The organism is Microcoleus sp. PH2017_35_SFW_U_B, from assembly GCF_020737865.1.
In the GTDB taxonomy this organism is placed as follows: Bacteria; Cyanobacteriota; Cyanobacteriia; order Cyanobacteriales; family Microcoleaceae; genus Microcoleus.
In genome coordinates, this window is sequence record NZ_JAEQDE010000109.1 from 1 (window position 1) to 25,136 (window position 25,136).

Sequence of the window (25,136 nt, forward strand, 5' to 3'; positions counted from 1 at the left end):
CCCAGGATTACATCACTCAGGAGCCGTGTGCGGTGAAAGTCGCAAGCACGGTTTTGTAGGAGAGGTGGTGGGGGACACCCTGCCATCGACTCTCTAATAAAAAACCCATCTACGTGTTGAAACTTGTCTAGTATCGGAGAAATCCCGGCGCAGTGAGCCACCACTACCATTCATGTAATAAGCCTGTATAACTGACAAGTAATGGCAGAATGTGTGTTGCGTACCTATCTGGCAAATGTGATGGATACTGACAAGCAAACACAATTTAAAGTAAGCGCAATTGCAATACCTTTTGTACGGGTAGTTGTTTTGAGCGAATAGAGGTGATTTGATAACGCCTTTGAGAGTTTTCCGATTCATTCAAGAATCCCCGTGGCTTTAGCCCTGGGGAGTATCAAAACCTTTCATTTTGCGATCGACCCGATTCGGGCGATCGCACTTGCCTCTACTTCGTTATCGATAACGCGCTCCCGCTGCTGCTGTACGTCGGAGAAACGCAGCGCACTCCAAAACAGCGGTGGATGAGCCACGATTGTCATAAATACATTGAAAATTACATCGGATTGCACCGGAGTTATTCTTTGGATGCGGCTGTGGGTATTGCATTTTGGTACGGAGCGCCCGGTAATCGCAAACAGCGGTTGCAATTGGAGTCAGAGCTGATTTATAAGTGGAAGTCGCCCTTCAATAAAGAGTGTTGGCAGTGGTGGGGACAGCCGTTCGGGAAGTGAAATGGCTGGAATAACGTATCGAATTGATGGCGCTAACAAAACACCCCTTGTCGTACCGATTCAGGTGAAAACCTACGCCAACTAAGAAATGAAAAAGTACCTCAACCTCGCCACCGCCCTCATCGCCTCCCTCAAACCCAAATCCCAGCCACCCGAAATCGATACTTGCGGTCAACCCGCGTTAACTCAGGAACAGCAGCTAGCTCTCATGGAATGGCTGTTCGCCAGTTTGATGGGTGTTGGGTACTTCGGCAAAGCTCACCTGATTTGGGATGATGGCAAAGACAGGGAGCGGCAGATATTCACCGCATTGATGAGAAACGAGCCAATATTCCTCTATAGCCAAGGAACGCGACCCACCCCAACTGCTGAGGGATATTGCTGGCGGCTACTTGGCGAACATCCCAGTTTGAGTGTGTATCAGTTGCAGGTGGAAGTGGAAGGAAAGTGAGGGCAATGGAGAGCTATAAAAACCAGAAAGCCCACAAAATTGGGAAACATACACTGTCAAAATTTCGAGATTTTTGTACGCGTGTAACATTTAAGACCTCAAAACCCGCCCCGAAGCGCTACTCCCCTCAACTGCATTCGAGATGATGCAGGCGCGCGAAAGGCAATATATCAGTTGCACATAAAAATTGAAGCCTGTTGGTAGCGCAGAAGTGTTAAGAGCCTTTACCTAATCGATTCCAAGGTTCCTGCAAATGAGAGTTGCTGCAAAACTTGCATAAATCATTTGTATTGGCTACATATGATATCCGCAGCGAAATTTTAACTTGACAAACGTAAAATTTATTACTTATACTGCTATACAGGTATTTTAATACCGTACAAGCGGATAAAACAAGTCAGACCGAGCAAACTACCGAACCTTTGGTTTTTGCGGCTCTATTGACACGCAGGAAAATGTATCGACTGAAGTTAAACTTCCGTCGGGACTAAATGCGATTAAAACCAAATGAAATGCAACTAGCAAAGATTTTGCCTCAGTGACAGGCTTGAATGAGCGCAACTATTGGTGTTAACAGCCGCTCTCGTTCAAAACTCTCTATCGGTACTGTACCAATAGAGAAACAACAGCATGATTTATGGCGCGAACCTAACAACACAGGAATTATTGTTTGATGAATACTCCAAGAGACACTCAAAGTCAAGGCTTTGAAAAAGCCCGCCGCAACCTGCAAGAACTTTCCCGTTCTTCCAACCTTCCCAAACTGGACAGCACGTCAGGAACGCGCTCCCTTGAAGCCTGGTTTATGGGGCCAAAGGGAGAAAATGCTGACGTGCTGGAGACTTTAATTGTAGAAGCAATTCGCGACCAGGCTGAGTGGAGAAACAATTATCATCCAGAAGATCCCAAGCACATTACAGACGAAATTAAGCAGTCTCCAGAATATTTACAGGCAATGGAGAATTTCAATGAGGGCTATCACTCATTGCTGGAGTTTCTTAAAAATTCAGTTCCTTTCTTCAGCATGCGCTATCAAGGGCACATGGACTGGGATTTGACACTGCCGAGCGTGGTTGGTTACTTCGCGGCGATGCTCTACAACCCCAATAACGTAGCATTTGAAGCATCAACAGCAACGACATACCTGGAAATTATCGTCGGTAACGATTTGTGCCTCATGCTGGGATACAAAATCCCGGAAAATGAGGAAGAGATTGCTCCCTGGGGACACATAACTTGTGGGGGTACAGTTGCCAATATAGAGGCTCTATGGTCAGCTAGAAATCTCAAGTTCTATCCCATTGCTTTGCAACAAGCTGTAATCAACGACAACGACTTGGAAAAAGCAAAAAATATCGAGGTTTCTTTTTACGACGGCGGTATTTCGGTGGTGAAGCCTTTAATTGAACTAACCGTTTGGCAACTGCTCAACCTCAAAGCCGATGACATTCTAGGATTGCCCGCCCGTCTCAAATCGGAGTATGGTATCGATTCGACTGTCCTCTCAGATGCTGTGTCAAAATATTCGCTGCAAGATTTGGGAATACAAAAGTTTGCCAAAAATTTCCTGAGCGATGTGCCAGAACCTTTGTTTTTTGTACCGGGCAGCAAGCACTACTCTTTCCCCAAAGCAGCAGCACTGCTAGGCATGGGAGCGTCCCACATGCAAGACGTTGATGTGGATGCGAACGGTCGAATGAAGATAGATGTTCTGCGCGCTCACCTCGATAAATGCTTGGTAGAAAAAAGACCGGTGTACACAGTAGTTGCGGTGATGGGAAGCACTGAAGAAGGTGCAGTTGACCCGCTGCGGGAGATTCTCAATCTGCGGGACGAATATCGCAAACAAGGTTTAGAATTTACAGTTCATGCTGATGCAGCTTGGGGAGGCTATTTTGCATCTATATTGCGCGATGACTTTGAAATCGAACCCCTACTCTTTCGCTCCGCTCCCCCACCAATTTCACCGTTAAGTGCCTACGTAACCACCCAATTTGAAGCGCTCGGCGAGACTGATTCTATCACCGTCGATCCTCATAAAGCAGGTTACATCCCGTATCCGGCAGGAGCACTTTGCTACCGCAATTCAGCCATGCGCTCTCTAGTTACCTTTGCTGCGCCTTATATATTTCACGGCGATGCTGAACCAACAACAGGTATTTACGGTATAGAGGGTTCTAAACCGGGGGCTGCTTGTGCTTCAGTATACTTGAGCCATCGAGTAATTCGACCCACAAAAAGCGGCTACGGCAAACTCTTGGGTCAGGCTTTGTACAGTTGTGACAAGCTTTACGCGCGGCTAATGTGCATGAACAAGCCCGAAGATCGTTTTATCGTAGTTCCTCTATCCGCTCTCCCAGACGATGTTACCGAACAACAAGTTGGGGATTTGATTGATGGCAAAACTAATGAGGAGATCCAAAATAACCCAGACGCAATGGCCCTCCTGAAAGAAATTGGACCCGACCAAAATATCTTGGTCTATGCTTTCAACTTCAAGACTCCATCGGGCAAAGTCAACAACAATTTAGAGAAGGCAAACAAACTCAACCAAAAAATTTACGAGAAGCTGAGCATCAAACCGGAGACTGATATCTCTGATTACGATCTGATTGTGAGCACGACGGATTTCTACGAAAAGTCCTACGGGATAGAATTCATCGAAACCTACAAAAAACGTTTGTTGGAAGTAGATGGCTCATCAGACATGCCCATCACCGTTTTGCGTTCTGTAGTGATGGACCCCTGGGTCACAGAAACTGCAACTGGTTCATTTATTGACGTGCTAGAAAAAATATTGCGCGATACAGTTAACCAGGTTATCAACGAAAATCCCGGTGATTTCCAAGTCGAAAATATAATGCCGGTGATTTCCGAGTCGAAAATGTAATGCAGTCCAGCGCTTCACAGATGCGCGCGCATTAGGATTAAAAGCCTGGGCGGTTTGTTCTTTTTCTTGATTTCTCACCAATCCAGAGTACGGATTGTTGAATCAGGGCAGAGAGCCGTAGCTGGCAGCAGGTAAATCAAGTACGAAATGCCAAGATGGAGATGCAATTCGCATCGGCATTCGTACTTGAGTTACTAGCAAACTACATATTGGATGGGTTCTACAGGTATGGCTTGCAGGCAAAATTCATTAAAAAAAGCAACAGCAAGAGTTTGTATGATTTTACATTTGGTTGCACAATACGGTTGACTCACGCCTATTTACCAGTCAATTTGAGTGTAAAATTTGGGTAAGTATTACTAATATTTAGGTAGGGTATTTTCCTAGACCCTGGTGTTCAGCAGCTTTGATAGAACGATCGCGGTGTGACTGTCAACCACAACCTCCAAGATTACTTGAAACTTACAGCCAGAGTTTAGGCATTAGAAATGAAATTAGGTTCTCAATTATCTAGCATTTCAAAGCAGTCGGATCGCTCGTCAGATACAAGCACAAATTTTTGGCAACAATGGAACCAGCACCGAGATTATCTTTACCGTTGCTGTTTGAAGTGGATGGACGGAAACGCGACTAATGCCGAAGAGGTACTCAGTCGAGCGATGCTCAAAGCCTTTGAGAAGAGTCAAGATTCTACTGGTGTCATCACTAATTTTAAAGCTTGGTTGACCCGACTGACTTATAACCTTTGTATGGATATACATCGAGAAAATAAGAGGTTGGGCGATCGGGTTGAGAGTTTGGAAGTAATAATTGAAAAAGGGGAAGAGGGACTGGTTTCTCTCTCCCATAGTCCTGAAACTGTCGCTTTACACTGCGAATTAGCAATGATAATCCAACGCGCTATTGAGGATTTGCCGCCCAAACTGCGCGAACCTTTTATCCTACACTTCATTGCGGAAAAATCCTATCTGGAAATAGTACAAAAGCTAGGTGTATCCTACGAAAACCTTCGCAAACGTATTTCACAAGCGCGAAAAATTCTGCAAAAGCGTTTGACAAAGTATTTGTCAGGGTTGGACAATTCTCTGTTAAATTCCTCCGAGTCACCGGACAAAAAGGGCTCTCCCGGGGTGGAAAGCTTTCACTCAGATGAAATAATCACGATTTACCAAAAAATAGCTCCATTCCCCCAACAAAAGGGGCGCTTTGATTGTTCTCTTAATTATCAAGTAAGCGCAATATGTCTGGAAACAATTTTTCCTGCTTGGTACCAGTCACCCACTGCTCTGGGGTGGAGTTGAATGTTCATCTAGTCTTAGAAAAAAAGCTAACGAGACAAGAGCAGAAGCTGAACACATTAAGTCAGTATGTGGAGCAGTATCCCTATGGCTGGAAGAAACGCTTGGAATTAGCTAATCTCTTGTCAGTAATGGGTAACTGGGAGCGGGCGGTTGAGGAGTATCGCCAAGTCATTGAGCGGCAACCTCAATTAATAGATGTGTTGTTAAAATTGGGGAAACTCTTGCAGCTAATGGGAAGGGAAGCTGAGGCGATCGCAGTTTATCAGAGTGCCTTACCATTATGCGACAATGAAGGGATAGGACAATATATCAACGGCGCGATCGCAATTTGTCGAGGTGACAGTAAAAAAGCCATCACTGCGTTGGAAACTGCGGCTAACCTACAACCAGATAACGCAGCTAACTGGCTGGTTTTGGGACAATTGCAGATGGGGAGAGAGAATCCTGTTGGGGCTTTATCAGCCTTTGAGATGATTTTGTCACTCAACCCCGATGATATTGTCGCCTTAATTCATAGCTATGATGCGCTAATGGCGGTGGGGAATCTTCAGGAAGCACAGCGACGGTTGCATAAATTAATCGTCTTAGCTGCTGATGATTTCCGGGTACTTCAACGACAGTTGAATGAGCGTTGCGCGATGAGATTGATATCTGGGAAGGAGGGGAAGGAGACGAAAAAGATAATTACCTCTGCTCTGCGACAGTATCCTCATGGGGCTGAGGCTCACAAATCTCTGGCATATTATCACATCTTTCGAGGAGATTGGAAGGAAGGTTTGGAGGTGTTAGCAGAGTTTACCGCACAACACCCGAATCATCCTCATGGTTGGTATTACTATGGGCGCTGCTTGTTTGAGACGGGGGAATATCAGAGGGCGGCGTCCATGATGCTAAAAGCTTATCATCTGTATCCCGATGAGTGTGAAATTTATCGGGCTTTGTGTGAGATTTTGCCTGTTGCGAAAATGACCTCTCTTCCTCTAACTTTCCCCTTAAAAAAGGGGGTAGAGGGTACTCTCCAAACAAAAGAGGGGAATAACATAACCCTTGCTTCCATAGTGGAAGAAATGCTTGAGCGTTTTCCTCAACGCTGGAGTGTTTGGGCGATCGCGGGGCGGGTGTTGGTGGAATGCTTTAAAGAGGTTGAAAGGGGGTGTCAGGTTTCGGAAAAGGGGACGCAACTACAGCCTCAGTTAGCTGATGCTTGGTTTTGTCATGGAAGGGTGTTGGCTTTGGCTCTTAAACATCAGGAAGCGGTGGAGGCGTTGGAGAAAGGATGGGAGTTTTTACCAGCAGGAAGTTATCTGCAATCAGTACCTGCTGCGGTTTGGCTGGGGGAGAGTTACCGAGTGCTGGGGGATGTTGGGGCGAGTTTGCGATCGTGGGAAGCGGCTTGTGAGGGATGTCAGGAATTGAGGGAGTTTAATCCGACTATGGCTGATTACTGGCTGGGGAGAGCCTTGGTGGGGTTGGGGGATAGGTTGGGGGCGATACAGGCTTATGAAAGTGCTTTGAGGCAGCAGTTGCTGTATCCGGCTCGTGGGGAAGTTGAGAAGATTTTGCGGCGGTTGAAAGGTAAGGGAAGAAAGGGTTCTGGGGGTTGAGGGTGGTTTTTTTGGGAGAAAATTTGCCCGTAACTCGAAAAATTCCGAAATGCGTGTGGAAAAACGTTAAAAAGGTGGGGAATAAAAAATAACTTACCTAATTTGTAGGTAAGACGATGAATGTGAACTAAACATAATCGTTCTCCTGTGGCAAAAAATTTGTGACATTAACTAACTCAATTACAAGAGGTACAAACATGGCAATCTCCTACAATCCCAATTATTTTGTCCCATTTCATACAATTGGAGGCCCAGGTGGTACAGCATTTAGTTGGATACATGGTACAAATGGCAATCTGATTAAAAAACTTGAAGTATGGGTTGGTCCATCGCAAATAAGAGGAATTAAGGTAACGCTCACCAATGGCCAGTCGCAGATATTTGGAAAACTAGAAGATAGAAATGCCGGGAGTATAGAGTTTGCTCCGGGAGAACGCATTAATAATCTATCAATTTGGGGTAATGGTGCTGGTACTCGTTGCGGGGCTTTTAAAATGGTAACGAGCAAAGGTCAAACTTTTTTTCCCAAAATGTATAGTTGGGGTTTAAAAACAGAGTATGTTATGGATGTTGGTTCCGGTCTCCTATCCGGTATTTTCGGAAGAGCAAGCCTTGACATTGATGCACTTGGATTTGCATTTCTATTGCCATATAAAGGCAGCGTCCTGAAGGAAGTAAAATATCCAGACCTAGATGCCGACTTAGTAGCAACTACACCTTTCATGCTTGACCAAGTATTAACAGATAACCTACAGGGTGCAGAGGTAGTTCAGATTACGCTCAGTGGATCACAAAAATTGACGGCACACACAGAGTGGAGCAATTCAACAGCCATTGAAGTAGCGATCTCATCGACTGTTCAAGCTGGTATTCCAATGGTAGCAGACGTAGAGGTTGGCACTACAGTCACAGTCGGAAATGTGTACACTTATAACAGAAGTACTACCGAAGAAGTAACAAGGTCAGTAGATATCATACTTAGAGTCCCGCCGGGACAGAAAGTGAAACACACTGCTACAACATACCAAGATAAAATAGACACGCGATACGAGGGCAGATTAGAGGTCATAATGCAGAATGGAGCGATATTTTCCTATCCTGTAACAGGTATTTATAAAGGGGTATCAGCCCGAAGTGTATTTATCAAGACTGAATTGTTAGAAACAGCGCGTGAATTTGATAATGGTCGTGCAGAGAACAAAGTGCTTGACGCAAAGTTAGAAGGGCAAGGCAAGCTTGTTAATCAGGATCTTAATGAGCATAAGGTAGTTAGGATGTTTTAAAATACAATTAGTTCATCATTATTAGCTAATCTAAGAGATTACATAAGCAATCGCTCGCTCGATATAACTTTATCAAGGAGTGATTGCTTCTCTTTGCTGAATTTCTTGAGATCGCGGCGTACTTCACCAAACCGATAACCGCTGTATTTCCTCGTACCCCGATAACGGAACGTGAAAAAACAAAACAATGCTCAGTCCAGGTTCTCAGCCCCCGAACCTACTCAATAATTGCCCTGAAAAAACTGTAATTTCTCAGGATAAACTAACAGTCAAACTATTTAATTTATTTTTTTAAATAGAGTTTTTTATCAAAGTAGCTGTTGCTTGTACCCTAGTCCAGCAGTTAATTTATTGGCTCTCAAATAAATTCCATCTCGGCTTTACCGCCGAGGTTTTGCTGTACTGGCTGGTAGGGTCACTTTCATTCTACAGCCTCGGTATTGTTATTGAAAAAGTTATTGAGAACAACGAGACTTGGCGGCAAAGATTCAATGTCCGAGTCAAGAAAGTGAAAGAACAACCGTTCCCTGAATTTACTGCTCAAGGAATTCTGGTCGGAGAAATTAAAAGTTTAGTAGCAGCAGCGATTATTCTGTACCTAGCTCCCGAAGTTCATCGGGGAAATAGCTGGCTCTTAAATTTTGGATGATTCTTCGCGAGAATAATGGCGGCGGATTTCTGCTTTTATGTTACCCATAGGCTCTTTCACAAAAAGTTCTTGCAGGAAATACATCTCAAACATCACGAATTCTTGGATTCATCCAGTTTTGTAGCCGGTCATAAAAGCCTGCTTGAATATGCCATTGTCACCATTGCGGACGTTTTGCCTGTTTTTGTATTCGGATACGATATTACTCAATTGTGCGCCTGGACTGCGATCGGCAATGCTTACAATTTAGAAGGTCACAGCTCTCTGTCAATATTTTTCATTGACTCAGATTTTCACGATCTCCACCACTCTCGCTTTAAGGGAAACTACGGCATTCAAGGATTTTGGGATCGGATATTCAATACGCTGAACCATCCTACTAAGAAGCCTGGAATTATGTTCCCTGCGGCTGCTCTGGAAAAGAGCCTCCTCAAGCCGTCCTATAAGGGCATTGATGGCGGGAATTGAACCTCGACCCTTGCTGGTACGGCGATCGCCAAGCCAAAGCCGATCCAGAAGCTTTGGCTCGGCGATCGCTCTCGAAGATGAGGTATCAAAGGTTGAAAACCTTGATGTACCTAGAATCTGGCATACCTCATCTATCCCAGAAAGGCTATACCTGACCCGGAAGCGTTGGCACTTAAGCGTGAGGCAAGAATTCAAACGGAGCGGTCGGTACAAAGTGGTCGGTGAGGTCGCCACCGAGCTCCCACTTTTCGATTAGTTCCGGTCCTGAGGAACCGTTGACCTCTTCGAGCATATCGATCTTCCGCACTCCCGAACCATCGGCAAGATTTAATTCCTTGAGATCGATCCAACAGACACTCGCACTGCGGCTGTTTGCGTAGTAATAAACCAGATTCTTGTGGTCGGAAACGGTGCTCCAAAGTGTGGAGGCAAGATTGGGCTTTTCGGGGTCTGCGATCCCGATCGGCACGGCGGCATTGCGAATTATGCTAAAGGTGGTTGCAATAGCTGTGCGTACATCGTTGATATGATCGCGCGGGACTGCCGATAGGTAAAACGAGCAACGGGCAAATCGATCGGAGGCGTTGTTAGTACCGGGCAGCACGATCATGCCATTCTTATTTTTCCAGTATTCGTTGATTGCCAGTTGTTTGTCGTAGGTCGGAGAATTGGTCATCACGATATAATCTTTACCGTGGTGGATTTGTAGCTTGCCGCCTACGTACTCGAAAATTGCGGAATCGCCAGTTGCGTCGGAAATTGACAGGTGAACTGTACTTTTCTTATTGCTGCCGTCCGGTATGACGGGCGCGTCCACCTCGAACAAATTGTCTGGTTCCATCGCTACAACCGCCTCTTTGACCGTGGCAAAACTATCGAGGAAGTACTGCGCCCATGCCGCAGTTGACATTTTTGGCAATTGTTCTTCCCCGTCCCCTCGTTCGTAGTCCGATTCTACCAGGAACAGCAAATTGGCAACCAAACCCTGAGTGTTGATACCGTCGGTAGTGCAAGCGTCTAAGGCGGAGGTAATTACGCTGCCGTACTTAGATGTCCACGTAAAGGAACTATCACCATTATTATTGTATGTTCCCCCCTGGCGCTCCATATTTGCTGGAAATGCCCAAATCTCGCTTTCAAGCGGGGCTGCCCAGTCCATGTTGCGACCGGTCACAACGTTACCAGCTGCAGTTGCCGATTTTAATGATTTTCCATCAACGTATAGAATTCTCGTACACATGATTCAGATAGCTCCATAGAAGGTATTGGCTGTTACAGAGTTTTGTTGGTTCTCCCACTGCTGTAACCGCTTAAATAAGTATACACCAAATATTACTTTTATAGCAATAGAGGCGAGGAAATAATTAACTTGAATCAGACCAGAGTTACGCACTCTTGACAAGCGAAAGTGCGGCTCGTACTATACCCGAAACCTACTAAAAAATGCGGTTATTCAAGCTCTGAGAAGTCGGTGTGTTAAAGCTTACTACAAATCAACCGTTTTGGGGAAATTTGTACCGATCGCTTTCTCGATCCAAATACTTTGACAGCAAGTCTTGAAACAAGAAAAGCACATCATCTACCTCGCGATTGAGAACGCACATTTTTAAATATAGTTCTAGTACGTGCTGCCGTCTGCGGTTGCGTATTTTCTAGATTAATTTGTATTGTTTGGAGAGTTGGGAACCAAACAATACCGAAGGCTCGGGGTGATTCATTTAGTGGCTTGACACAGAATTAAACCAAACCACTTTTGGGGATCTGTAAAGCTTTTTATGGTTTTCAGTCCTTTGGAGTCTAGTTCTTTTTCCACAGTGTCTAAATCAAATTTACGAGAAATTTCCGTAAGGATACTTTCGCCAGTTTTCCAGGTAACATTCAATCCAAGCTTTTCTAAATTCACTACATGACTTGTTTGGCAATGCAAGTACATTTCAATTTGGTTCTCTTGTTGATTGTAAATAGCTTGATGGGTGAATAAATTAGTATCAAAATCACCCTGAAAACGCCAGTTTAAATGGTCGAGCATATTTAAATTAAAAGCGGCAGTTATACCTTGAGAATCGTTATAAGCTGCTTCTAAAATTTGCTGGGATTTTTGCAAGTCAATGCCGAGTAAAAAGTAATCTCCCGGAGCGAGTACATCTTTAATTTGGTTCAATAAAACATCGCATTCCTGCGGCGTGAAATTACCCAGAGAACTGCCCAAGAAGAAAATCATCCGCGCAGGCAAAGATGCAGGCGTTAATTGAGCGAGGGCTTGTTCGTAAGTTCCTATCAACCCTTGAACGTGCAAAGCCGGATATTCTACTTGCAATTGAAGGGCGCTCTCTTTGAGAATGCTGGCGCTTACATCAACAGGCACGTACTTACAGGAGTAATTTCGAGATTGATAAGCATTTAGCAAAAGGCGAGTTTTTGTGGAACTGCCACTGCCTAATTCTACGAGTTCGCAATCACCTGTTATCCGTGCGATTTCACCAGCATATTGGCGCAAAATCGAGGCTTCTGTGCGAGTTGGATAATATTCGGGCAATTCGCAAATTTGTTCAAAAAGTTGAGAACCGCGACTGTCGTAAAAATATTTAGCGGGTAAAGTTTTTGGGCTTTTGGTCAATCCTTGAATGACATCTTCGCCATCATTTTTTAGAGTAGAATGGCAATCCAGAATAGTTATTAGAGTTGTTAAAGAGGCGGTTGACATTTGGCTTTCCGAGAGTGCGAGTGCGGTAAATTTAGCAGGAATCCCCGTTGTTATTAAACGGAGCGGGATATTTTTCCCTCAAATGCTTGGATGACCGATATATTTGAGGTTGAATTATCGAGAGAAAAGCAGGCAATTTAGCATTAATGAGTGGAGTCAAGTACAGATGTCTGCTAGGACTGTAACTGTACTTCACCCGATTTTCAACCGCTATCGCACGATGCGAGCAAGCAGTTACTCTAAATTGACTTCGAGCCAACATGAATGCTCAATTGTTGGTTGCTTGCAGGCTCTTTTTGTATTTTTCAGGTTCCGTTCTTAGTTCCACGTGTAGGAAATCTATTCCTTCTTTTTCGAGTAATTCTAGTATAGCTAGATTTAAGTTTTTCTCAGCATCAAAGTAGAAATTATCGTCATTGACAACTGCCATAATTTCAATAACCCGGGCATTTTTGTCAATTTGTTTGAACCGCACCGTACACGACGGAGACAAGCCTTGAATGTACTTCGGCAATTCTTCAAGCTTTTCACAAATCCGCGCCGTTTGCCCCGCCGAAATGCCGTCTATTTTGAGAGTTAAGACTAAGCCCCATTTTAATTCTTTACCCGGATTTTGCGACCAGTTTTCGACAATTCCAGAAATCATTTTGGAATTGGGCATTTTGATGATAGAACCCCACTTAGTTATATGTAGAGTTGTAGTTCTGAATCCAATATTGAGTATCTGCACGAAACCATCGACCCCGGATATCCCCACCCAGTCACCTTCTCGGTAGAGATTGTCGGAGTAAATAATCAGCGTACAAAACCAGTCATAAACAATATCCTTCAGCAGCAAACCAAAAGTGATACCGGCACCGCCCAATAGCCCCACCAATGCAGCAGCAGATTGTCCTAAAAATGCCTCGCTGATCTTGATGATAAAGACAATAATTGCTGCTGATTGAAAAATCTTGGGCATTAAAGGTCTGAGCAATTCATCGAGCTCTGTTTCGGTGTGCAGCACTAAGTTGGCTATAATCTGACCGAAAATAGAAGAGCATCGGTAAATAACATAGGCAACTATGAAAATAACTGTATAGTTGAGCAGGCTACCGATTGTTTGATTTAGTTGAGAACCTAAGTTATCTGCCAGAATTTCTTTACTCAGCCAAAATCCACCTATCAGAATCAGCCAACTTAAAGCAGGCTTGATAATTGTAATCAACTCATCATCAAGTGTTGTTTTAGTTTTGCTAGTAAAACTCTCAATAGTTTTAACAATGACTGCTACGAAAAATCGCCTTAACGTCTGTGTCAAGGTTAGAACAACGAGCACAATAGCGATTCTAGCAATCGGTATGCCAGAGTAATTGATATTCTTTAACGTATCCCAAACTGCTTCCATAGGTTAACCAACTGGTAATTGAGTTTTTCTAATTGATCGATCGAATATTGCCCAAATCAGAGAAAGGAGGGAAAACACCATCCTCTCCCTAGTTTGGCGGGACTCCTTACTTCGGCGCTCGCGCTCTAGATATCGGTGGGTTTGGTGGCGGGTGCGCCTCGGCTTAACAAGGTCTTCTGGGGAGGCCATTTGAAGGCAGTCGGCATAGTTCCCAGGCGATTCATGGCATCTTGCAATTGCCGCTCCAATTCCCACTGCTGCTTGTTAATCTCGGGATCGCCATTACCAGCTAGGTTCTTGTCCTCGTAAGGATCTACTTCTAGGTCGTAGAGTTCCCAATCCCCTTCGGCACCCTCAGCCTTCGCCTCGTCTTGTTCGTTGAAGTAGACCGAATATTTCCACTTGGAAGTCCGAATCGTTCGGACGATACTGGGGTGCAAAATCCTCTGCTTCGGTTTATCTTCTGGAGGAGGTATAACCGCTGGATTATCGTCGTATGTAAAGTGGATGGATTCCTGGACAGTGGAAGTCGGATTGTTGAGAATTGGCGACAAATCTTGCCCGTAAAAAATCGTCGGGTTGGCTGTTGCTGGAATCGCTTCCTCCGGTTTGTGCCACTCGACACCAAGCAACGAGGCGATGGTCGGAGTCAAATCGACGCTGCTGGCAAGGGATTGGGTAGTCTGCGCTGTAGGCCAGGCTACAGGATTGGAGAACACGAAGGGTATGCGAATGCTTTCTTCGTAAGCGTTAAAGAATTTCTCAACTAAACCGTGGCTCATAGCCATTTCACCGTGGTCGGCGAAGCGGATAATCAGGGTATTGTCGATCAGATTCTGCTTCGCCAGACCGTCCAGGAGTTGCTCGATTTGTCGATCGACCAAAATCTGGAGATAGGCGTAGAAGTTGACATAATCCTGCGGTCTGTGCTTGGGAGGCATCTTAGAGCCAGGTTTAGCGAAAGTCCACCAACTCGCTGAGGCGTGGGCGCGAGGCTCTGAGTGTAAGTTATCCAAGAGGTGTTCGTTCAGATGCTGCCTGTAGTTACGTGGCAGCTCCACGATCGCCTCAGTGAGGGTACTGCTTGCATATCCAGAGCCACCCAGCCCTCTGAACGCTACGAACCCGTCGTGAGGATTGACAAAGGACGCAACCAGGCAAAACGGATCTTCAGCCTTCTCGTCCTGCCGTTCCACGAACTTCAGCATATCTGCGAGGTAACGACTGTCGTTATCTGCCTCGCCACCACCTAGGGTGTTGTAATCGCTGATTGTGATGCCTGCGTCCGGGTCATCCCATTCCGTGAATCCAGCCTCGATGGGGCTAGTATCAATTTCTCCAAGGTGCCATTTGCCGAGCCAAGCACGTGTTTTGTAGCCAGCCTTCCCTAGGACATGGGCGAGGTTGGGCAACTGTGTGTTCAGAGGCTCCTTCGGCTGTAGCTGACCAGTATCCGTTGTTTTGTGCTTTGCCGGATACTGGCTGGTCAAGAAAGTTGCGCGACTGGGGGCGCAGGCAGAAGCGGCGGTGAATGCCCGATCGAAACTCAAACCGTTGCTCATCAACTGCTTCAGTGCGGGGAGCCTGTAGATGAAGTCCCGCGGATAGTGCTGCAAGGCGCGCTGTTGGTCGGTAATGATAATAACGATGTTGGGCTTTTTGTACTTGGCGAAAAGATCCTCAATTGCCATTTTTGGGTATGAAGTAAATAGGTTTGGGGGAGCCGTGCAGGAGCGGCAAGAACTGAAGCCAGTTATAAGTTGTAGAGGGAAAATATCAGAAATATTTGGCCGTCTCAAGCTTTGAGTCCACCCGCTTGTCGAGTGGGTGGCCCTACACAAGGAAGAAAATCGCCATCGGTTTTTTCCGATTCGCTTTAATTACCCAGGATTTGGATTAAATCAGCCGTTTTCTGGAAAAATAGTTAGATTTGACTGGTTGTTCGCCTCAAAAGATAGATTACTTGAATTTGCGCCTAAAAAAACTTTTTAGCTAAAAAGTTTTGTTAACTTTTGTTTCCGGCTTGCAGTCATCTTTTTTCTTATTTATTTGGTGTATTAATTTATACGGCTTCAAGCACAGAACTAGGATGAGAACTAGCTTCCAGCCTTTGCTGGCGCTATTGCTCTCTGGCGCAAGCCGTCTTGCAACGAAGCATCAATCCACAACGCTCGCGATCGACTTTCTTTCACCTGCGAGCTTCCTGATGGTGGTCTGTGAGGAGAATTCTGATGTTGCTCAGCAGGTATGCTATATTAGCTGAGTTCGTTAAACAGTGGATTTTTGGGCTTTCAACTTTAATCCCGAGCCGACAACTTGCCAGTTCTTGATTGGTAGCAGTCGCAAGCAGCTAAAAATCTGTAGCAATCCTTGCAGGAGTCGTAAATTTTTTCCGGCACCCCAACCCTCTCCTTAGCAAAAGGAGGGAGTAAGAAATTCACAAATGATTTAGGATTGCTATATCAACTGATGCAACTAATACAAAATTAAGAGTCAAACTGTTACCAACCAATACTGAAGACTCTAATCTCGATTCACCCAATCTAGTAACTTCTCGATTCACCCAATCTAGTAATATTTTTTTTTGGAGCAAAATATGTCTTTTTCCAGGCAAGAAATCATTCAAACGCTGTACCGTTTCGTCACTTTTTTAGCAACGGTTCCTTTGGCTCGCAGGTTGATTGTATCTGGTAAATACGAATATGACTATACAGTTTTAGCTCCTCTAGCTATGACTGAGGTGCCACTTAGTCCGATCGGCAACCTGCCTAGACTGCCTAAAGCCGATGAACTTCCCAGCCTGAAATGGGTGAGTTTAGTGTTGAGTACGCTGAGTATTTTGAACGAGGCTGAAAAGTCGGCTAATCTTCTCAAAAACTCGCTGTCAAACGAGAGTGAAATTGATTCGTTAGAGTCAATCGAGCGTGAAATAAGGGCAGCCCAGGGACAAGCAGAATTAACTAATGCTGTTTTAAAACTAGAATCAGTCTTGGAGCGAAAAGTATCCCCCAAGGTTAAAAGTAGCATTCCCTTGACAGGGGATTTTAGTGAAGTTGAAAATGTATTCGATCGAATAGATCGAGAAATACAAGCTGAACTCAGCGGAAACTTAGAAGTGAAATCTGCACGAAATCTCAAAAGCGAGCAACTCGATGAAGTTGACCGAGTTGATGAAGTTGAGGAAGTCGCTCAATTCGAGGAAGTTGAGGAAGTTGAGGAAGTCGATCGAGAATTATACAAGCACCTTCAAGGAATTGCTAGATGTTTGGGACAAGAATTAATTGACAAGCAAGCTGATTCTACGGAAATACTTGTACGCGGTACTGTCAATCCGACTCTCGAAGATTACGAAAAGTTACTCAACCCGTTAACAATCAGACCGGCAACTGTAGGAAATTTCCAACAAGATGCAGTTTTTGCTTATATGCAAGTAGCAGGGCCAAACCCTGTAATGCTCAATCAAATCCAAGAACTAGACGAGCGCCTGTTAATTACCAGCGAACAGTACGGAGAGATTCTGCATGAAGATAATCTAGAAGCAGCACTGCAATCCGGGCGACTTTATCTAGCAGATTATTCCAAGCTCGATAGTTTAGTCAATAGCGATATTGGTGGGTTGCCAAAGTATATGTATGCTCCAATCGCATTATTTGCAGTACCGCCCGAACAATATCAAGATCGAAATTTACGGCCAATAGCAATTCGCTGCCAGCAAGTTCCGGGGGATAACAATCCTGTATTTACGCCCCTAGATGGCGACAACTGGATGACAGCTAAAACCGTCGTGCAAATGGCAGATAGCAATTACCACGAGCTGATATCTCACCTAGCTCAGACTCACTTATTTATTGAGCCTTTTGTTCTGGCAACTAATCGCTGCTTTACCGATAAAAGTCATCCTGTAATGGTTTTGTTGAAACCTCACTTGCAAGGTACTATCTTGATTAATTACGGCGCACATAAGAATTTATTAGCACCAGAAGGGCCTATAGACTTCTTATTGAGTGCCACTATAGGCAGTAACGGCCAACTCGCTATTAAAGAAGCGATGAGCCACTTAGCTAACTTTAATGAAGTTGCCTTCCCCCGAACTTTAGAAAAACGGGGTGTCAATAATTCCCAGCAATTACCGATTTATCCTTATCGAGATGACGGACAACTAATTTGGGATGCGATCCATCAGTGGGTGGGCGAATACCTGCGCCTGCACTATTCTAGCGATAAGTCCGTAGTGGCAGATCGACAACTGCAAAATTGGGCTGGTGAATTGTTTGCCAAAGGACACTGCTATATTGGCGAAAATGCTGACGGTCGGATTGCAAGCTTAGATTATTTAGTAGAGGCCATCTCTACGGTTATCTTTGCAGCTAGCGCCCAACACGCTGCTGTTAACTTTCCGCAAAGCGGCTTGATGACCTACGCACCAGCATTTCCTTTGGGTTGCTATTCTCCAGCACCTACCAGCTCCGCACAGCAGCAAAATTTCATGGGTTCGCTACCGCCGCTAGAGCGAGCATCACTCCAAATAGAAGTGCTTTATTTGCTGGGTTCAGTTTACTATACGAACCTCCTCGATTACCCCGGTTCATCTTTTGTCGAGCCGCAGTTGAAAATAGCCTTCGACAAATTCAAGGTAAACCTGAATGACATCGAAGCAAAAATTCTCGAAGCAGATGCCCAAAGGCTTGTGTCTTATCGATTTTTGCAGCCTTCAAAAATCCCTCTCAGTATCAATATTTAAGTAATACAGAGCTTGAGGAGTGACGGTATTTGATGCGGTGCAACTGATAAATAGGTTAGCAAGCGGTTGCCAAATTTATCAGTTGCACTACCCGGGAAAGGCATATCGTATCTCTTGCTTCTAAAAATGCTGCTTTGAAAAGAGTTGCTGTTTTATGTTCCTAGAGTTTTTTTTCTCAATTATGCGATCGCATTGTCGCTTGGTCAGAATTCTCTGCCAAATTTCTCTGACTTAGCTTCACAGAGAGTCCTAAATTCTCTCCATCCCTGCTGGCTAATCGCACGAGAAAGTTTCCGATTCCTCACCATGCCAGAAACATTCAAATCTTCCAAAATAATCACTTGGTTTTCGTTGACTATTTTGGTTGACAGTTTGTGCAGGAAGTCTTTGCGAGTATCGGCAATTTGATTGTGCAACTTGGCAATTCTAATGCGAGTTACATTTCTTCTCCTAGAATCTTTTGGTTGACGAGCTAACTTGCGTTGCAGTTTGCGAACCTTCCGGCAAGGCTTTTTATAGCTAGGGCTTTCGACCTTCTCACCGTTGCTCATCACGGCAAAAGTTTTAATCCCTAAGTCGATACCGACACTTGGATTCTTTGCCTCGGATTGAACGGGTTCAATCTCTACAACAAAACTCAGAAAATAGCGGTTTGCACAGTCGGCGTTGCTTAATCAGGGTATGAAAAAAATAAGTTAAAAATCCCCAAGCTTTGTCGATACTGGTTTCTATGACTGGCATATTTAGCCTTTCATACCGCTTTGATTACCGTTACCGAGCTAGGTGCTGACGGCAACTCCCACAGGCGATATTGGATTGACAATTCCAATCTTGGCTAAGTAAACTCCACCGTTTTTCTTCATGGAAAATCCGCGAAGAGTAAATCTTGCCGATTGACTGCTTGTTCTTTTTTTGAATCGAGGATGTCTTACTTTTTGTCCTTTTGTTTTCCGTTTGCAAGAGTCAAAAAAATTCTTAAAAGCCGTTTCTAAATCGATTACAGACTGCTGCAATGGAACGCATGACACATCTTCCAGCCAAGTCCTTTCCTCTATTATCAATACAATTAACATAAAATGAAAAGAATTAAAGCCGTCCTATAAGGACGGGGCTTCAGACCCAGTTCTTTGGTGACAACACCTTCTTACCTTGATGGTAAAACCCCAACTAGCGAACTAACTTGGAACAGACCACGATCGCACTTCACCCAAAGTAACGGGCATAGCATCTCTCACGTCAATAGTGAAGCGAAACACTTTCTTGGCCCGACTGCTGTTTTCAGGGTCAAAAAACTTCAATTTCACATCCCAACAGTCGCTATCCAGACGGCAGAAAGGGCTTTTTTCCACTTCAATGCTGTCCAATTCCATCCCCCTAGCAACCGCTTCTGCAAAGGTGGAGGCAGCTTGAAAGGCATTAGTTGCTGCGAAATTGAGGGCGCGATCGTGCGCTGTTTGGCCTAAATTTCGCAAGTCAAAATAGATGCGGTGCAGGAAGCTAGTTAAAGAACGCCCGATCGCTTCGGAGCTCGTATCGCTGTCAGAGTCGCGCACCGTTTCCAAAGCGGAGGCGATCAGGCTATTGACTCGCCAGCCATACATTCCTCGGGTATTTTGAACAGTAATTACTGGTACTATTTGCCCTGAAAATAGCTCGACCGTGCGATCGCTCAATCTCCCCGGTATACTCACCCGCTCAATAAAATCTTCGCTATCTTCGGCAAGCACCTGTCCTGCTAACATGAGCTGGAGAGTTTCATACACATCCGCCCCAAAAGGCCCTTTCGGTTCAATGGCGTAAACTGGCGTTAATTCCAGATTCAGCGTCCAAATTAAAGCTTTCCCTTCCGAGGGGTTTTGTTCCAGATAATCAACCATCTGGCGAGCATCGTAGGGGTTAGCGGGGACTGCGGTGCCCTCAATTTCATAGGCCGGCATCAGTTGTTTGAAGGTATCGCGCCGCGCTTCAGTGCCGAAGTCGTAACCGAGGGTTCCTAAAGCATAAACTAGGTTTGAGGGGACGCTGGCGGTGACGGTGCCGGCACTTTGGCTGGGGGTGACGGGTGTGGAATCGTGGTTAGGCATGGCAGGGGATTCTGAACTCGATCCGCTAATGTTTCGAGTGGTGATTGGAACAATGAAGGGTTTCTGAGCCTTGATGTCACCGCAGAATGCGGGAAAGTCAGCTAACGGGGCACTGATTAAAACGTCACTCAAATCCCGCACTTTGATGTCCTGAAAACCAGCTAACTCAATTGCTTCACTGACTTCGCTGATGCGCGGAACATTATGAAATTGAGCCTGTTTGAATTTTGCAAGTTTTTGCTGCTCTTGCTCTGACAAGGGATGTTCTTGGCGGAATAAATCTTTGATGTAAAGAGTTCCCTGACGCCGCAGAACCCGGTACGCTTCTGCCAGAACCCGTCTGAGTTCGTCGGAGAATCCGATGGTTTCAAAGAACACTACAACGTCAAAAATACCACTGTCAAAGGGCAGGTCGTGAAAGTCTGCCACCTGAAGGCAAATGCGATCGGAAAGTCCTGCTTCCTGCACAAGTTTCTGACCTATGTTAACTTGCTCTTCTGATAAGTTAATTCCTTCAATCGTCACATCTTCGATGCTCTGAGCAATAACAATGCTGGGCCCACCCGTACCACAACCTGCATCGAGGACATAATTTCCGGGTTTAATGCCAGCTTGAGCAGCTAAATAAAGAGTAGTGCCATGAAAAGGGTCAGCATCGGAACTTGTCACTCGAAGCAAGCAGCCTTGGTTCGTTGGAGACTGCCCGACGAGATTGTAGAAATCGCGAATTTGTTGCAAGTCTTGAGAATTGTCAATGAGGTCAGGCATGAGCAAAAGCCAACAGTAAACATAAATTCGGTGGGGTTGCTTGCGCCGAGGCTAGCGGGGTTTGCTAGGGATTCAAATCCCTATTTCAAATCAGTCATGTAATAGTACATCTTCACACTCTCTATTGACAGCTCAAAAAACTCGGCTTGAGGAATACCAACAAGCAGGTATTTGAAGGGCTGGTGTCGGTAATAGGAATGGACTTTTTTAGCCATTTCATTGTTGACATTCTCAACAAAATAGTTGGGATCGGGTGGGCAGTTGAAATATAGCGCGTCACTTTCATTTTCTGGGCTGATGCCAAACTGAAATGATGTACACTGAGCCAATAGCGGTAGGGCAGGGGGTGGCAACATATTTTTGAGGAGCATCTGCACGTCAGCCCGCTGTAAATCTTCTCGGTCGAAGCTGGGATAAATTTCAATAGCACTGTGACCATTGAGAAAGAAATCAAAACCTATTAATAACTTATTATTCGCCAAAAGTGCCGACCAATCTCGATTTTCCCCACACATTGCAATGGCGGTTGACATCTTTTCTGGATAATTTTTCATGAAAATAACCATCTTTAATCGCGTATCAGTCAAGTCGGGCCTTGCATCTACGCCTATGGTTATACCTTGCACCTTGTCCATTTCTAAACCAGTGCCTATAAATTGCTGTAATAGTTTATAATTGATGCGAACTTCAGGTCTTTTCTCTACTTGGCGTAAGAAATTAAGGGCTGCATTGAACGTCTGTTGAATTGCCTTTTTGTCTGAAGCTATTCTCTCGAAGGTGAGATAGAAGCGAGCGGGATACAACCTATCTCTCTATATATTGCAACCGCAGGCTATCCCACACCCCCGCTCGTGCATTCGCACCAATTCCTCTAACAAATCGAGGGGATAAAGCGGTTCGATATCAAAGGCTAACTTATGTTCACCTATATAGCGTAAGTTATCCTCGGTATGGGTTAATGCAGTAGGGTAAACAGTCATTGATTAATCATCCTAAACATCTAGAAAACCGCACAATTTTCAGTATCAACTTATCGCCAGAATCCCCAGGATATGAAAAAATCTTAATTAATGCGAACAACCGCGAGGCATCCTACTCGATTTCCTGAAATTGTTTCTCCTTAAATTCTCTACCTTTCAGAATGTGTTCTTCAATACCTAGACGTTTTGCACGTTCCATATCGGGTTCAGACCACTTGGGATCGGGGATAATTACTAAAGTTGACATAGCGGTCAATACAGCTTCTCCTAATTTGGCGATCGCCACACGTTCTATCCGAGGTACAAAGATTGCCATTGTCGCAGCTTCATAGACTATCGCTGTATACTCGGCAGGATATGATTCTAGAAGAGTTTCTACTAATAGACCTACCCCTTTCTGTTGCTCGGCATAAATTTTGCCCTGATAATCTGCCTGTGCAATTGCTCCTACTTGCCACAGCACTAGAGTGCTTCGCCGATCGAAGATTCGCCGATAGACTAGAAAATCAGTTGCTTCATAGCTCTGACAGCCATATACTCCGGGGTCTATTCCTAAGTCAGCAAAAATGCAATCTTCAGCGGATATACCAGGCAGCATTAACGCTTCAAAACCCTCGTTACGAGCCTGACGAATTGAGATATGAGGGGGACTGGCAAAGACCCCAGGGTGTCCATAGAAGATAGCGCAAACCTGGAAACCTTCCCGCACGGCTGTGATAATTCTTTCCACCATTTGCGCGTAGGTCTCATATCTGGGTTTACCCTTTCCATAGAGATCGCTCAATGTTTCAGCATTGGGATTAAGAGATTTAATTTGATAAACGCTGAGAGGATTCCCATCAGCATAGAATACTTTGTCAGCATTCTTAATAGCCGATTGCGATTCAGCGCTGAGATGACCGCCTGCTTTAATGCCGGTGCCTACCACCAGCAGAGAGCCTTTTTTTGTCATTGTGCAACTTGCCTTTTATTACCTAACTATAACCTGACAACTTTACCAAGCTCCTTAATAATAAAAATAGGGCTTGATAAACTTTGTCAATTTTACTGACCTGCGACTGCGACAAGATTTTAACCACTAGCTTAGTAGGGGTATACCTTGCGTTGGCTCGCTTCCTGCTATTGCCAAACCAATTCGCCTCATATCGCCACTCTTGAGAGCTTCTCGATCTTCCTCGGAAAGACCTGCTTCTTCCATAATTGCATCTGCGTTTTCTTTTGCAGCCAGAAACTTGTAGGGATTTTCGCCAAGGTAGATGATAAATTCTTTGAGATTCATAACACAGCATTCCTCATTAACTAGAAACCAGCCAATCACTTTTATGAAATAAATAAGGTACTGGCTGGTTTGGTATCTTTAGCTTTCTACTGATATAAAACAGATTTCTACCTCGTGACATTTTTTGGAAGAATAATGTCATGAAAGATATTAAAATCAGCTCGATCATCAGCAGAGACGCTAGTAAAATATTAGGGTTAGAAGAAGATCAGGAACATCGCTCCTTCTGCCCCACCATAAACACTAAGCCCGCCAGAGGGTTGAGAGCCAATAATGCCACTGCCTGCTCCGGGACGTTCCACAGGAGCAGATACTTGCGGTCTCAAGTTTTTCTTTTTGCTGTTCATTTTGTGACTCCTTAAGAGAGTTGTATGTTGGTGTTTTTGTGCTCACTTTTTAGAGAGCTCATAACTTTTCTGCTGTTGGGCTGAAAAGTTATTTTTTTACCTGCCATCCATCATAAACAAAAACAGAATAAAAGTCAAGAGATTTTTGGATTTTTTTTTCCGATTATTGTCAGAAAGATGAGCAAATTTACGGCAATTTAAGATGGTTTAGTCGAGCAATTTTCAACTAAACTATCAGCAACGATCGAGACTTACACACAGATGTAAAATCTCGATTTTGGATGTGCTTGGCATCCATTAATATGTTTCAATTTCCAGAAATAATAGGAAACTTTTAAAAAATGTTTCCTATTATTCAATGGCTCCCACAATGCCGTAGCACTTGGTAAATTGAAGTTTCAATTAAAGACCCCAATAGCTGCTTATGACCAAATTCTCCCTCGGCGGAAAGGAACCTTTGGCTTATCTGCTTGGGCCTCAGACAACTTCTTCCACCAATAGCCGTAATCTTCCAAACCCGTCGAATTTAACAACCGATCCTTCGCGTCTGGCGCATCAATAATCGGCATCAACGACTGGCCCCAAACTGCGTCCCCAAAAATCTTGCCATTTTGAGGTTTTTTCGCCTTCTCTCGTGCCAAAGTCCCCGACCCTTCCGACAGAGGCCAATACCCTACTAACCCCACTTCATCGCCTTTTAAACGGTGAACTAACTTCGATTGAATTTCCTTGGCGGTGCGGACTTTATTCCACAGGCGAACTTCAGAAATTTTTCCATTAAACAAATAATCTCCGTAACCCGGTTGCTCGGTGGTTCCCGCACCAATACGGAGAAGACGTTTAGTATTTGTTTTAAACTTGACATTCTCTTTTTTGCTCACTTCCTGTCCGTTGACATAGAAATGAGCTGTATCAGATTTTCCATCGTAAACCCCCGTCAAATGTACCCAAGTATTAATCTCAATATCCGGTCCACCCAGAACAATCCAACTCGCTCCCACTTCGCCACTACCCAGCCAAAACTCCCATTTCTGTGAGGGAGTCGCATAGAACAAATAGCCCTTGCAACCATCCACATCCGACCCATCCCGCGACGTTAATACCGATCGGTATCCGTCGCCGCCAATGAACATCACCCACGCCTCAATGGTGAACGTAGCGGGATTGATTTCCTTGGCATAATCAATATCAATCTTGTCATCAATGCCGTCAAAATTCAGGACTGTTTGCAAGCGTTCTTGTGGAGCATTCGCATTAGTCATAGTAACCATCTCCTGTGTTTCAATTACTGCGGCGATCGCGGGAACTTCAGACAACTCCCAAGTTGCCTCGTGAACGAGCCCGTGATTAGCATTTTGAGTCTTGTCGCAAACTGTATTGCCCGCACCTTCATTTAAAGGCCAATAGCCTGCTAGTCCCGGTTCATTCCCTGCCAAACAGCGGGACATATCAGCTTGAAGTTCTGCTTG

The 25,136-nt window shown here is 44.7% G+C and carries 18 protein-coding genes and 2 pseudogenes; 10 read left to right on the top strand and 10 right to left on the bottom strand.

The window, feature by feature from the left end; all coding sequences use genetic code 11:
- Positions 1–479: 479 nt before the first annotated feature.
- The 9 genes from JGK36_RS33990 to JGK36_RS27550 all read left to right on the top strand — a co-directional run bounded on the left by JGK36_RS33990 (position 480) and on the right by JGK36_RS27550 (position 9,532).
- A complete protein-coding gene (locus JGK36_RS33990) occupies positions 480–731 on the top strand; it encodes a hypothetical protein (protein ID WP_363319082.1) in 252 nt (83 codons plus the stop codon).
- 88 nt (positions 732–819) lie between these two features.
- Positions 820–1,182, top strand: a complete 363-nt coding sequence (locus JGK36_RS27515; protein ID WP_293190718.1) for a hypothetical protein — start codon at positions 820–822, stop codon at positions 1,180–1,182.
- Positions 1,183–1,855: 673 nt separating this feature from the next.
- Entirely contained in the window at positions 1,856–4,072 is a 2,217-nt protein-coding gene (locus tag JGK36_RS27520; protein ID WP_293190719.1) for a pyridoxal-dependent decarboxylase, read from the top strand.
- Positions 4,073–4,560: 488 nt separating this feature from the next.
- Positions 4,561–5,373 carry an RNA polymerase sigma factor gene (locus tag JGK36_RS27525; protein ID WP_293184616.1) on the top strand — a complete coding sequence of 271 codons (813 nt, stop codon included), beginning with the start codon at positions 4,561–4,563 and terminating at the stop codon, positions 5,371–5,373.
- The gene (locus tag JGK36_RS27530; RefSeq protein ID WP_293184614.1) at positions 5,313–6,977 is read left to right on the top strand and encodes a tetratricopeptide repeat protein; all 1,665 of its coding nucleotides are present in this window, start codon (positions 5,313–5,315) and stop codon (positions 6,975–6,977) included. The genes JGK36_RS27525 and JGK36_RS27530 overlap by 61 nt, the downstream gene beginning before the upstream one ends.
- Before the next feature lie 161 nt (positions 6,978–7,138).
- A complete protein-coding gene (locus tag JGK36_RS27535; RefSeq protein ID WP_293184612.1) occupies positions 7,139–8,260 on the top strand; it encodes a hypothetical protein in 1,122 nt (373 codons plus the stop codon).
- Between the two features lie 508 nt (positions 8,261–8,768).
- The gene (locus JGK36_RS27540; protein WP_293184610.1) at positions 8,769–8,909 is read left to right on the top strand and encodes a hypothetical protein; all 141 of its coding nucleotides are present in this window, start codon (positions 8,769–8,771) and stop codon (positions 8,907–8,909) included.
- 15 nt (positions 8,910–8,924) lie between these two features.
- On the top strand, positions 8,925–9,377 hold the full coding sequence (locus JGK36_RS27545) for a sterol desaturase family protein (protein ID WP_293184608.1): 453 nt from the start codon (positions 8,925–8,927) through the stop codon (positions 9,375–9,377).
- Positions 9,374–9,532, top strand: a complete 159-nt coding sequence (locus JGK36_RS27550; protein ID WP_293190720.1) for a hypothetical protein — start codon at positions 9,374–9,376, stop codon at positions 9,530–9,532. The genes JGK36_RS27545 and JGK36_RS27550 overlap by 4 nt, the downstream gene beginning before the upstream one ends.
- 17 nt (positions 9,533–9,549) lie before the next feature.
- Here the strand turns inward: JGK36_RS27550 and JGK36_RS27555 are convergent, their stop codons facing one another.
- The 4 genes from JGK36_RS27555 to JGK36_RS27570 all read right to left on the bottom strand — a co-directional run bounded on the left by JGK36_RS27555 (position 9,550) and on the right by JGK36_RS27570 (position 15,267).
- On the bottom strand, positions 9,550–10,617 hold the full coding sequence (locus JGK36_RS27555; protein ID WP_293190721.1) for a linear amide C-N hydrolase: 1,068 nt from the start codon (positions 10,615–10,617) through the stop codon (positions 9,550–9,552).
- A gap of 474 nt (positions 10,618–11,091) precedes the next feature.
- Positions 11,092–12,081, bottom strand: a complete 990-nt coding sequence (egtD, locus tag JGK36_RS27560; RefSeq protein WP_293190722.1) for an L-histidine N(alpha)-methyltransferase — start codon at positions 12,079–12,081, stop codon at positions 11,092–11,094.
- Between the two features lie 268 nt (positions 12,082–12,349).
- Positions 12,350–13,468, bottom strand: coding sequence for a mechanosensitive ion channel domain-containing protein (locus JGK36_RS27565; RefSeq protein WP_293190723.1), 1,119 nt, complete (start codon positions 13,466–13,468; stop codon positions 12,350–12,352).
- 125 nt (positions 13,469–13,593) lie between these two features.
- A complete protein-coding gene (locus JGK36_RS27570) occupies positions 13,594–15,267 on the bottom strand; it encodes a sulfatase-like hydrolase/transferase (protein WP_293198725.1) in 1,674 nt (557 codons plus the stop codon).
- A 797-nt stretch (positions 15,268–16,064) separates the two neighbouring features.
- On the opposite strand from JGK36_RS27570, the gene JGK36_RS27575 reads away from it, so the two are divergent.
- The gene (locus JGK36_RS27575) at positions 16,065–18,209 is read left to right on the top strand and encodes a lipoxygenase family protein (RefSeq protein WP_293198727.1); all 2,145 of its coding nucleotides are present in this window, start codon (positions 16,065–16,067) and stop codon (positions 18,207–18,209) included.
- Positions 18,210–18,415: 206 nt separating this feature from the next.
- On the opposite strand, the pseudogene JGK36_RS27580 reads toward JGK36_RS27575, so the two are convergent.
- The 6 genes and pseudogenes from JGK36_RS27580 to JGK36_RS27610 all read right to left on the bottom strand — a co-directional run.
- Positions 18,416–18,871 (bottom strand): annotated as a pseudogene (locus JGK36_RS27580) (RNA-guided endonuclease InsQ/TnpB family protein); the annotation flags it as partial.
- A 513-nt stretch (positions 18,872–19,384) separates the two neighbouring features.
- Positions 19,385–21,061 (bottom strand): PatA/PatG family cyanobactin maturation protease, encoded by a 1,677-nt coding sequence (locus tag JGK36_RS27590; RefSeq protein ID WP_293184593.1) that lies wholly within the window; start codon positions 21,059–21,061, stop codon positions 19,385–19,387.
- An 80-nt stretch (positions 21,062–21,141) separates the two neighbouring features.
- Positions 21,142–22,041 (bottom strand): annotated as a pseudogene (locus tag JGK36_RS27595) (DUF5838 family protein).
- 112 nt (positions 22,042–22,153) lie between these two features.
- Positions 22,154–22,993, bottom strand: coding sequence for an SAM-dependent methyltransferase (locus tag JGK36_RS27600; protein ID WP_293184591.1), 840 nt, complete (start codon positions 22,991–22,993; stop codon positions 22,154–22,156).
- A 126-nt stretch (positions 22,994–23,119) separates the two neighbouring features.
- Positions 23,120–23,320: a hypothetical protein gene (locus JGK36_RS27605; protein WP_293184589.1), complete on the bottom strand. Its 201-nt coding sequence runs from the start codon at positions 23,318–23,320 to the stop codon at positions 23,120–23,122.
- Positions 23,321–24,089: 769 nt separating this feature from the next.
- Complete coding sequence (locus tag JGK36_RS27610; RefSeq protein WP_366516612.1) at positions 24,090–25,115, bottom strand: LamG-like jellyroll fold domain-containing protein; 1,026 nt, start codon at positions 25,113–25,115, stop codon at positions 24,090–24,092.
- Positions 25,116–25,136: the final 21 nt, after the last annotated feature.